10 protein-coding genes are annotated in these 10543 nt (G+C 73.7%); 5 read left to right on the top strand and 5 right to left on the bottom strand.

Features of this window, described 5'->3' with window-relative positions:
• Positions 1-103: 103 nt before the first annotated feature.
• The 4 genes from CNO22_RS09960 to CNO22_RS09940 form a co-directional block, all read right to left on the bottom strand.
• Entirely contained in the window at positions 104-913 is an 810-nt protein-coding gene (locus tag CNO22_RS09960; RefSeq protein ID WP_232806931.1) for a hypothetical protein, read from the bottom strand.
• Positions 914-1115: 202 nt separating this feature from the next.
• Complete coding sequence (gene ccrA / locus CNO22_RS09950; protein ID WP_100499218.1) at positions 1116-2447, bottom strand: crotonyl-CoA carboxylase/reductase; 1332 nt, start codon at positions 2445-2447, stop codon at positions 1116-1118.
• Positions 2448-2566: 119 nt separating this feature from the next.
• Positions 2567-3022: a methylmalonyl-CoA epimerase gene (mce, locus tag CNO22_RS09945; RefSeq protein ID WP_100499217.1), complete on the bottom strand. Its 456-nt coding sequence runs from the start codon at positions 3020-3022 to the stop codon at positions 2567-2569.
• 34 nt (positions 3023-3056) lie between these two features.
• The gene (locus CNO22_RS09940) at positions 3057-3965 is read right to left on the bottom strand and encodes an alpha/beta fold hydrolase (RefSeq protein ID WP_100499216.1); all 909 of its coding nucleotides are present in this window, start codon (positions 3963-3965) and stop codon (positions 3057-3059) included.
• A gap of 201 nt (positions 3966-4166) precedes the next feature.
• Here CNO22_RS09940 and CNO22_RS09935 point away from each other — a divergent pair, with 201 nt between their 5' ends.
• Genes CNO22_RS09935 through CNO22_RS09925 form a run of 3 tightly spaced genes read left to right on the top strand, consistent with a single transcriptional unit; the run spans position 4167 to position 7878 of the window.
• The gene (locus CNO22_RS09935; protein ID WP_100499215.1) at positions 4167-5357 is read left to right on the top strand and encodes an acetyl-CoA C-acetyltransferase; all 1191 of its coding nucleotides are present in this window, start codon (positions 4167-4169) and stop codon (positions 5355-5357) included.
• Positions 5354-6379, top strand: coding sequence for a methylmalonyl Co-A mutase-associated GTPase MeaB (gene meaB, locus CNO22_RS09930; RefSeq protein ID WP_232806930.1), 1026 nt, complete (start codon positions 5354-5356; stop codon positions 6377-6379). The genes CNO22_RS09935 and meaB overlap by 4 nt, the downstream gene beginning before the upstream one ends.
• Before the next feature lie 23 nt (positions 6380-6402).
• A complete protein-coding gene (locus tag CNO22_RS09925; RefSeq protein ID WP_100499214.1) occupies positions 6403-7878 on the top strand; it encodes a phytoene desaturase family protein in 1476 nt (491 codons plus the stop codon).
• Positions 7879-7945: 67 nt separating this feature from the next.
• Here CNO22_RS09925 and CNO22_RS09920 read toward each other — a convergent pair whose 3' ends face one another.
• Complete coding sequence (locus CNO22_RS09920; protein WP_232806929.1) at positions 7946-8806, bottom strand: endonuclease domain-containing protein; 861 nt, start codon at positions 8804-8806, stop codon at positions 7946-7948.
• 179 nt (positions 8807-8985) lie between these two features.
• Between CNO22_RS09920 and CNO22_RS09915 the strand changes: the two genes are divergently transcribed.
• Together CNO22_RS09915 and CNO22_RS09910 are read left to right on the top strand one after the other, a co-directional pair.
• A complete protein-coding gene (locus CNO22_RS09915; protein WP_100499213.1) occupies positions 8986-9510 on the top strand; it encodes a MarR family winged helix-turn-helix transcriptional regulator in 525 nt (174 codons plus the stop codon).
• A 45-nt stretch (positions 9511-9555) separates the two neighbouring features.
• Entirely contained in the window at positions 9556-10524 is a 969-nt protein-coding gene (locus tag CNO22_RS09910; RefSeq protein WP_100499220.1) for a tetratricopeptide repeat protein, read from the top strand.
• Positions 10525-10543: the final 19 nt, after the last annotated feature.

Raw genomic sequence — 10543 nt, 5'->3', positions numbered from 1 at the left:
TGATTAATATTTGATGTTTGTGTTAGCTTATTTGTATTGTTCTTTTGTTTTTTTAATGTTACGGATACCGCCAAGTCGGACACGTAAGGAGTCGTGTGCAGCGTCAGCGGTGGATAAGGGCGAGGTCGGGCAGCCGCTCGAGGAGCGTGCGGGCCTCGAGCAGCCGGCCGGTGAGCTCGTCGCGCACCGCCCGGATGGCGGCCGCGGCGGCCTCGGCCTCGCTGACCAGCCGGACGGCGTGCTCCTCGGCCGCGGCGACCCGCCGGCGGGCGGCCTCGGCGGAGGTGCGGTCGCGCTCCTCGTCCTGCCGCGCGGCCTCCTGGCGCCGCGCCCGCTGGGCGATCTCGAAGTCCTCCTCGACCTTGGCCCGCCGGGCCTGCGACTCGGCGTCGAGCCGGGCGACCTTCTCCTGGGCCTTGGCGACCAGCTCGTCGGCGCGGATCTGCGCCTTGCTGGCGATCTGCTCGGCGTTCTGCCGGGCCTCGGCGATCATCCGGTCGACCTCGGCCTGGCCGGCGGCGTGCCGCTCGTGCATCGCCCGTTCCTCGGCGGCGGTGTGCTCCCGCAGCGCCTGGGCCTCCTGCTCGGCCGAGCGGCGGATCTCCGCGGCCTCCTCCTCGGCCAGCCGCAGCATGTGCTGGATGCGCTCGCTGATGTTCTCGAAGGTGGTCGGACCGGAGGACGCGGCCTTGCGGCGCAGCTGGTCGATCTCCCCGTGCAGTGCCGAGAGCTGGCCGGCCAGGTCGGCCGAGCGGCTCATCGCCGCGTCGCGGTCGGCCATCGCCACCTGGATGTCGGCCTCGAGGCGCTCGATCGTCTCGGCCACCTGGTGCCGGTCGTAGCCCCGGAGCACCACGTCGAACGAGTGCTGGGCCTCGCGCATCGGCAGCATGTCGCGGCGGGGATCGGTCATGCGGTCATCCTCGCAGAGTCGGCGGGCGAGCCCGGCGTGTCGCCAGGCCCCTCCCTGCAGGGTGCCAGCACCGCGCGGGCCGGCGCCACGTGCTGGCCCCCTGCAGGGTCCCGCCGCGAGCCTGCGAGCGGTGGAGGCAGGGACGGCCCCGTCCGGAGGCTCACCCTGAGCCTGCGAAGGGTGAGGGGGGCGGGGTCCTTCTTCACACGCCCCGGAACCGGTTGATCGCGGACAGGTGCTTCTCCCGCTTCTCGGCGTCCTTGACGCCCAGGCCCTCCTCGGGGGCGAGGGTCAGCACGCCCACCTTGCCCTGGTGCAGGTTGTGGTGGACGTCGTAGGCGGCCTGCCCGACCTCGTCCATCGGGTACACCCTGGACAGCGTCGGGTGGATGAGGCCCTTGTCGATGAGCCGGTTGGCCTCCCACGCCTCCTTGTAGTTGGCGAAGTGCGAGCCGATGATCCGCTTGAGGTTCATCCACAGGTAGCGGTTGTCGTACTGGTGCAGGTACCCGCTGGTGGAGGCGCAGGTGACGATCGTGCCGCCCTTCTTGGCGACGTAGACGCTGGCGCCGAAGGTCTCGCGGCCCGGGTGCTCGAAGACGATGTCGACGTCGTCCCCGCCGGTCAGCTCGCGGATCTTCTTCCCGAGGCGCTGCCACTCCTTGGGGTCCTGGGTCTGCTCGTCCTTCCAGAACCGGTAGCCCTCCGCGGAGCGGTCGATGACCAGCTCAGCGCCCATCGAGCGGACGATGTCGGCCTTCTCCGGGCTGGAGACCACGCACACCGGGATGGCCCCGCCGTTGAGGGCCATCTGGGTGGCGTAGGAGCCCAGTCCGCCGGAGGCGCCCCAGATCAGGACGACGTCGCCCTGCTTCATGTCCGCGCCGTTCCTGCTGACCAGCTGGCGGTAGGCGGTGGAGTTGACCAGCCCCGGGCTGGCCGCCTCCTCCCAGGACAGGTGCGCGGGCTTGGGCATGAGCTGGTTGCTCTTGACCAGGGCCAGCTCGGCCAGGCCGCCGAAGTTGGTCTCGAAGCCCCAGATGCGCTGCTGGGGGTCGAGCATCGTGTCGTCGTGCCCGGCCGGGTCCTCGAGCTCGACCGACAGGCAGTGCGCGACCACCTCGTCGCCGGGCTTCCACCGGTTCACGCCCGGGCCCACCCGCAGCACGACGCCGGCCAGGTCGGAGCCGACCACGTGGTAGGGGAGGTCGTGGCGCTTGGTCAGGTCCGAGAGCCGGCCGTAGCGCTCCAGGAAGCCGAAGGTCGACACCGGCTCGAAGATCGACGTCCAGACGGTGTTGTAGTTCACCGAGGACGCCATGACGGCCACGATCGCCTCGCCCGGGCCCAGCTCCGGGGTGGCCACCTCATCGACGTGCAGCGACTTGCGCGGGTCCTTCTCCTTGGGGGCCAGGCCCTCGAACATGCCCTGCTCGTCCTTGCGGACCAGCACGGCGCGGTAGGACTCCGGCACCGGCAGGCCGGAGATGGCGTCCAGTTGGTCGGCGAGGATGGCGTCCCTGATGTCGTTCACGCGGTCTCCCGGGTCTTCGTCGGCTCGTGAGGCGGTGCGGGGGCGGTGCAGTGGCGCGAGACGTTACCGGTGGGTAATCAGTGGGCGCGCCCACCGGTCGGGCTGTCGGTTCGGGTGGTTCAGTGCGCGGTCGGCGCCGGCTCGACGAGCTCGACGAGCACGCCGCCGGCGTCCTTGGGGTGCACGAAGTTGACCCGGCTGCCCGACGTCCCGCGCCTGGGGGCGTCGTAGAGCAGGCGCAGGCCGCGCTCGCGCAGCGTCGCGCTGACCGCCTCCACGTCGGCCACCCGGAAGGCCAGCTGCTGCAGGCCCGGGCCGGATCGGCCGATGAACTTCGCGATCGTCGACTCGGGGGTCAGCGGCGCGAGCAGCTGGATGCGGGTGTCGCCGTTCCCGACGGCGAGCATCGCCTCGCGGACGCCCTGCTCCTCGTTGACCTCCTCGTGCACGGAGTGCACGCCGAAGGCCTGGGCGTAGAAGGCCAGCGCCTCGTCGAGGTCCGGGACGGCGATCCCCACGTGGTCGATCGTGGTGAACAACTCGGCCGGCAGGCCGGTGCGCGCGTCGGTGGTCACGGCGGAATCCTCGCGGAAGACGTTTGAGACGTCATCACGGTGTGGCGCGTGTCACGCGCGAGGGCCCGCCGCACCAGAGGGTGCGGCGGGCCCTCGTGGCGGTCGTCAGCGACCCAGGAAGTCGATCAGCGCCTGGTTGAACTGCTCGGGGGTGCGAGGCGTTGATCCCGTGCGGGCCGTCCTCGATGGCGACCAGCTCGCTGCCCGGGATGAGCTCGTGCGAGCGCTGGCCGCTGACCTCGAGCGGCACGATCGCGTCGGAGTCGCCGTGGATGACCAGCGTCGGCACGGTCACCTTCGCCACGTCGCCGCGGAAGTCGGTGCGGCCGAACGCGGTGATGCAGTCGAGCGTGCCCTTGGGCGAGGCGAACTCGGCGATGCGCAGGGCGTACTGCCGCTGCTGCTCGCTGACCTGCAGCCCGGCGTCCCCGGCGGCGAAGAAGCCCGTGGTGAACTGGTCGAGGAAGGCGATGCGGTCCGTGACCACGCCCTGCTGGAACTGCTCGATGGTGGCGTCGTCCAGACCGCCGTCCGGGTTGTCGTCGGACTTGTAGAGGTACGGCGGGACGGCGGCGGCGAGCACCGCGCGGCTGACCCGCGCCGTGCCGTGGGTGGCGATGTAGCGGACGACCTCGCCGCCGCCCATCGAGAAGCCGACCAGCGCGACGTCGCGCAGGTCGAGGTGCTCGAGCAGGGCGTGCAGGTCGGCGGTGAAGGTGTCGTAGTCGTAGCCGTTCCAGGGCTGCGAGGACTCGCCGAAGCCGCGGCGGTCGTAGGTCACGACGCGGTGGCCGGCGGCCACGAGCGGGCCGACCTGGGCCTCCCACGAGCGGCCGGAGAGCGGCCACCCGTGGATGAGCACGACGGGGTGGCCGGCGCCGACGTCCTGGTAGTGCAGCTCGACCGGCTGGCCGTTGTCGGTGCCGACGTTCAGGCGGGGCATGGAAGCCTCCCTCTCTCGGGTCCTCGATACGCTCGCGTCCTGCCCGGTTGCACGCCACCCAACCCGTTGAGACGCTCGTCACGCCCATATCCGTGTCCCGCCGGGCGGCCTATCCTCGGTTGGATCGACGCCGTGCCCCGGGGCGCGGCGATACCGACCCCGCGGCCGCCAGCGTCGGCGGCCCGCCCCTGGAGGCAGCTCATGTCCCGTTCGGTCATCGTCAGCGGCGCCCGCACCCCGATGGGTCGACTGCTCGGCTCGCTCAAGGACTTCTCCGCCGCCGACCTCGGTGGCATCGCGATCAAGGCCGCACTGGAGCGGGCGGGCATCTCCGGCGACCAGGTCGAGTACGTGATCATGGGGCAGGTGCTGCAGGCGGGCGCCGGCCAGAACCCGGCCCGTCCCGCGGCCGTCGCCGCCGGCATCCCGATGACGGTGCCGGCGATCACCGTGAACAAGGTGTGCCTGTCCGGCATGAGTGCCATCGCGATGGCCGACCAGCTCATCCGCGCCGGTGAGTTCGACGTCGTCGTGGCAGGCGGCCAGGAGTCGATGACCCAGGCGCCGCACCTGCTGCCCAGCTCCCGCACCGGTACGAAGTACGGCGACGCGAAGCTCGTCGACGCGATGGCCCATGACGGGCTGTCGGACACCTTCGACCAGGTCGCCATGGGCGCCCTGACCGAGCAGGCGAACAGCCGGTACGACCTGACCCGCGAGGAGCAGGACGCGTTCGCCGCGGAGAGCCACCAGAAGGCCGCCCGCTCGGGGAAGAACGGCGTCTTCGAGGAGGCGATCACCCCGGTGCTGATCCCGCAGCGCAAGGGCGACCCGATCGAGTTCCGGGACGACGAGGGCGTCCGCGCCGACACCACGGTGGAGACCCTGTCGAGGCTGAAGCCCGCCTTCGCCAAGGACGGCACGATCACCGCCGGCACCGCCTCGCAGATCTCCGACGGCGCCTGCGCGGTCGTGGTGATGAGCGCCGAGAAGGCCGCCGAGCTGGGGATCACCCCGATCGCCGAGATCGGCGCGCACGGCGTCGTCGCCGGGCCCGACGCCACGCTGCAGAGCCAGCCGTCCCGTGCCGTCCAGCGGGCCTGCGAGCGAGAGGGCATCGACCCCAAGGAGCTCGACGTGGTCGAGTTCAACGAGGCCTTCGCCGCCGTCGCCCTCGTGTCCACGCGGGAGCTCGGGATCGATCCGGAGAAGGTCAACCCCAACGGTGGCGCGATCGCCCTCGGCCACGCGATCGGCATGAGCGGCGCTCGGCTCGTGCTGGACGTGGCGCTGGAGCTGCGCCGCCGGGGTGGCGGTGTGGGTGCCGCAGCGCTGTGCGGCGGCGGCGGTCAGGGCGACGCGCTGATCCTGCACGTGCCAGCCAAGGCGTGACGGAGTCCCCTCAGGGGACAGCGGTCCAGACGCCCGGCCCCGCCGCCCCCCGTGGGCGGCGGGGCCGGCGTGCTGTCGACGTCCCGGACCTGGTCGCCCGGGCCCGGGACGGCGAGGCCCGGGCGGTGGCGCGGCTGATCTCCCTGGTCGAGGACGCCAGCCCCGCGGTGCGCGAGGTCGCCGCCGCGCTGGCCCCGCACACCGGCCGCGCGCAGGTCGTCGGCCTGACCGGCTCGCCCGGCGTCGGCAAGTCCACGACGACGACCGCGCTGGTGCGCGCCTACCGCGCCCGGGGGCTGCGGGTCGGCGTCCTCGCCGTCGACCCGTCGTCCCCCTTCTCCGGCGGGGCGCTGCTGGGCGACCGGGTGCGCATGCAGGACCACGCCGGGGACGCCGGCGTCTACATCCGGTCCATGGCCTCCCGCGGTCACCTCGGCGGGCTGGCCTGGGCCACCCCGCAGGCGCTGCGGGTGCTCGACGCCGCCGGGTGCGACGTCGTGCTCGTCGAGACCGTCGGCGTGGGGCAGTCGGAGCTGGAGATCGCCTCGCTCGCCGACACCACACTGGTGCTGCTCGCGCCGGGCATGGGTGACGGCATCCAGGCCGCCAAGGCGGGGATCCTCGAGGTCGCCGACGTCCTGGTGGTCAACAAGGCCGACAGGGACGGCGCCGACCAGACCGTGCGCGACCTGCGCTACACGCTCTCCCTCGGTGGCCGGCACGAGCTCGCCGGCGCGTGGCGGCCGCCGATCCGCCGCACCGTCGCCGCCTCCGACACCGGCATCGACGCCCTCGTCGACACGATCGCCGAGCACCGTGACTGGCTGGCGTCCTCGGGGGAGGGGCACCGCCGCCGGGCCGTCCGCGCGGCCCGCGAGATCGAGGCCATCGCGCTGGCCGGGCTGCGCGAGCGGATGGGCGACGTCCGCGGCTCGGCGGCGCTGGGCACGCTCGCCGAGCAGGTGGTGGCGGGCGAGACCGACCCGTTCCGTGCCGCGGACGCGCTGCTCGCGCAGCTCTGACCCGCTGAGGGCACGATGACGGGGTGAACGGGAAGCCGGACGCCGTCGTCGTCGGGAGCGGGCCGAACGGGCTCGCTGCCGCCCTCCGGATGGCCGCGGCCGGGCTGCGGGTGCAGGTCGTCGAGTCGGCCGAGCGCCCGGGCGGCGGGATGCGTACCGAGGAGCTCATGCGGCCGGGCTACCGGCACGACGTCTGCTCGATCGTGCAGCCGATGGCCGCCGCGGCGCCGTTCTTCCGCGAGTTCGACCTGGCCAGCCGCGGCGTCCGCCTGGTGCAGCCGGAGGTCAACTACGCGCACCCCCTCGACGGCGGGCGGGCCTCGGTCGCCTACCGGTCGCTGGAGGAGACCGCGGCGGGCCTCGGGCCCGACGGGCCGGCCTACCGCCGGTTGTTCGAGCCGCTCGTGGCACACGGGAAGGACGTCGTCGACTTCTTCCTGACCAGCCGGCTGCGCCGGCTCCCGACCCGCAGCGTGCCGCAGATCGCGTACTTCGGGCTCAACGGGCTGCCGAACGTGAGCTGGCTGGCGCACCGCTGGTTCGACACCGAGGAGGCCCGCGCGCTGCTCGGCGGGGCCGCCGCGCACGGGATGCTCGACCTGAGCCAGCCGCTGACCTCCGCGCTCGGGATGCTGCTGACGATGCTGGGCCACCACGTCGGCTGGCCGCTGGTCGAGGGCGGGGCGCAGAACCTCGCCGACGCGATGGTCACCGCGCTCGAGCAGCAGGGCGGCGAGGTGGTCACCGGGCACCACGTCACCGACCTGCGTGAGTTCGACGGCGTCCCGGCCGTGCTGCTGGACACCACCCCCGAGGCCTTCGTGTCGATGGCCGGCGACCGGGTGCACGAGGGCTACCGCCGGTGGGTGGACCGGTACCGGCACGGCGCGGGCGTCTTCAAGGTCGACTGGATCCTGTCCGAGCCGGTGCCGTGGACCAACCCCGACGTCCGGCGGGCCGGGACCATCCACGTCGCCGGCACGCTCGAGGAGACGATCGCCGGCGAGCGGGCGCCCAACCAGGGGCAGCTCACCGACCGCCCGTACGTGCTCGCCGTCCAGCCGACCGTCCCCGACCCGACGCGCGCGCCCGAGGGCGGGCACGTCTTCTGGGCCTACGTGCACGTGCCGCACGGCTCGGACGTCGACATGACCGCGGCCATCGAGGACCAGGTCGAGCGCTTCGCGCCGGGCTTCAAGGACACGATCGTCGACCGGGTCACCAAGAACGCCGTCCAGATGGAGGCCTGGAACCCGGCCTACCTCGGCGGCGACATCTCCAACGGCCAGGCGACGCTGCGGCAGATGCTGGCCAGGCCGGTACCGCGCTGGAACACCTACAAGACCCCGGTGCGGGGCGTCTACCTCGCCTCGTCGGCAACGCCGCCCGGGCCGGCCGTGCACGGCGCGTGCGGGGACAACGCCGCGCAGGTGGCGCTGCGCGAGGTGTTCGGTCTGCGGCACGTGCCGCCGCTGCGCCCGGCCCCGCCCCCCGCCTGACGCCTCGGTTCCCTCGCCGTCGCCGAGATGCGGCTGGTAGCTGCTACGTACGCCGCTGAGCCAGCACTCAGGCGGATCTCGACGCGGCCAGTGCAGCGGCGATGCGCGTCAGGAGCTGCGCCGGTCGGCGAAGATCTGCCGCTGTCACGAACACGACCCGCCAACCGGCCGCGGTCAATCGGTTGAGGCGGGCCCGGTCCCGGACGACGTTCTGCGGCTCCCCGTGCCAGGCGCCCTCGTACTCGACGGCGAGGCGGGCCCCGGGCCAGGCGAAGTCGACCCGCGCGACGAAGCGGCCCTCGGCGTCGCGGACAGTGTGCTGAGCGAGCGGGAGCGGCAGCGGTGACGCGTGCAGCAGCAGCCGCAGCCGCGTCTCCTGCGGCGACTCGGCGAGACCGTCCGCGCGTGCTGCGGCGTCCCGGGCCCGGCGGCAGCCCCGGCCGGTCGCGGCAGCGGCGGCGCTCCGCACGTCGGTGAGCCGGACCAGCCCGGTCCGCAGCAGGGCGTCGAGGGCGACGACGGCGTCCACGGGCGGCAGGGCCCGGGCCAGGTCCAGTGCCGTGCGCAGTGGGGTGGTCACCGGCACGCCGCGTGTGCGGGTCACGTCGTCGGCCGGCAGTGCCCGCCGGCTCACGCGGACGCCGGGCACGTCGCCGCGGCGGCAGGCCGACGGGACGGTGACCTCGACATCGTCCTCCGGTGCCCCCTCGTCGATGCCCCAGAGAGCTGCGGCGCTGCGCCCGCTGGCGACCGCACCGGGCAGCAGGAGACGCGTGACCGCCAGGGCCCGGACGGCGTGGGTGACCTCGAGGCCCGCGCAGGCGTAGACGTCGGGGTACAGCCGCCGCCAGGCCGAGCTCCTCAGCTGGGCCCGGGTGAGCAACCCCTCCCGGACGACGGAGGAGCCGCAGAAGACACGACCACGCAATGGGAGAGGCGAGGATGGGGGACGGGCCACCGGGGGACCCTGCCGCACCGGGCTGGTCCGCGTGCCCGCCGTCCACAGGCCCGCGTCGAGATGCGGCTGAGGGCTGCTCTCCGGCCGGGGAGACCGCCACAGGGCGCATCTCGGTGGTCGGTGACCCGGCACCCGTAGCCTCTGGGGCCATGGTCCGTCCGCTGGGGTTGCCGTTCGATCCCATCGCGCGCGCCGGGGAGTCCTGGGAGCAGCGCTTCGGCGCGGCCGCCGCGATGCGGGCCGCGACGTCGGTGTTCCGGGTGCAGCAGATCCTGCTCGCCCGCTTCGACGAGGCGCTGCGGCCGCACGCGCTGACGTTCGCGCGCTACGAGGTGCTGGTGCTGCTCACCTTCAGCCGCACCGGCGAGCTGCCGCTGAAGGTCATCGGCAGCCGGCTGATGGTGCACCCGACCAGCGTCACGAACGCCATCGACCGGCTGGTCGCCGCCGGCTACGTCGACCGGCGTCCCAACCCCGCCGACGGGCGCGGCGTCCTCGCGACGATCACCGACCGCGGCCGCGCCGTCGTCGAGGAGGCGACCGCCGCGCTGACCGCGCTGGACTTCGGTCTCGGCGACGTCCCCGACGAGGAGCTGGACACGCTGTTCGCCATCCTCGAGCGGGTGCGGCGGGGCGCCGGCGACATGGCGGACGACGGGACCGCGGCCGGCTGAACGCCCCCCCGACACCGTCTCGGCGGCGGTGGGATGATCGAGGTCATGCAGCCGACCCGTCCCGGACGCCCCGACCCGCGCGCGCAGGCCCAGCAGGCCCAGCTGGCCGCCTCCCTCGCCGGCGCGGTCGACCTCGCCGCCGTGAAGGCCCGCTCCGAGGCCGCGGCTCGGGCCCAGGCGGCGCCGCCGCCCACCGCCGCCGCCCCGGCCGGCGCGCCGGGGGCCGCGGTTGTCGACGTCACCGAGGAGACCTTCCAGGCGGAGGTGCTCGACCGCTCCTTCCAGGTGCCGGTCGTGCTGGACCTCTGGGCCGAGTGGTGCGGGCCGTGCAAGCAGCTCTCCCCGGTCCTCGAGCGGCTGGCCGCTGAGGGCGGCGGCTCCTGGGTGCTGGCCAAGGTGGACGTCGACGCCAACCCCGCGCTCGCCCAGGGCCTGCGGGTCCAGGGCATCCCCGCGGTCAAGGCGGTCTGGCAGGGCCAGCTGGTCGCCGAGTTCACCGGTGCGATCCCGGAGGAGCAGGCGCGGCAGTTCGTCACCGAGCTGGTGCGCGCCACCACCGGCGGCGCGATCCCGGGCACCGGCGAGGAGGCGCCCGCCGAGGCCGAGGACCCCCGTCTGGACGCCGCCGAGGCCGCGCTCGAGCGCGGTGACCTGACCGCGGCCGAAGCCGCCTACCAGGCGATCCTCGACGCCGAGCCCGACCACCCGGTCGCCGGTCTGGCGCTGCGCCAGGTGCAGCTGTTCCGCCGCGCCGACGAGGCCGGCCCGGACGCGCTGGCCGCCGCCGACGCCGCACCGGACGACGTCGCCGCGCAGGCGCGGGCCGCGGACTTCCTGCTCGGCACCGGGGACGTCGAGGGCGCCTTCGAGCGGCTGCTCGACGTCGTCCGCCGGACCGCCGGGGACGACCGTGACCAGGCGCGCCAGCACCTCGTGGAGCTCTTCGGCGTCGTCGGTGACCAGGACCCGCGGGTCGCCGCGGCCCGCCGGCAGCTCACCCTCGCGCTGTACTGAAAAGGACCCCCTGCCCCCC

The organism is Geodermatophilus chilensis, assembly GCF_002802985.1.
Lineage (GTDB): Bacteria > Actinomycetota > Actinomycetes > Mycobacteriales > Geodermatophilaceae > Geodermatophilus > Geodermatophilus chilensis.
The sequence above is the reverse complement of the archived record's forward strand: the minus strand, read 5'-3'. Positions and strand labels throughout refer to the sequence as shown.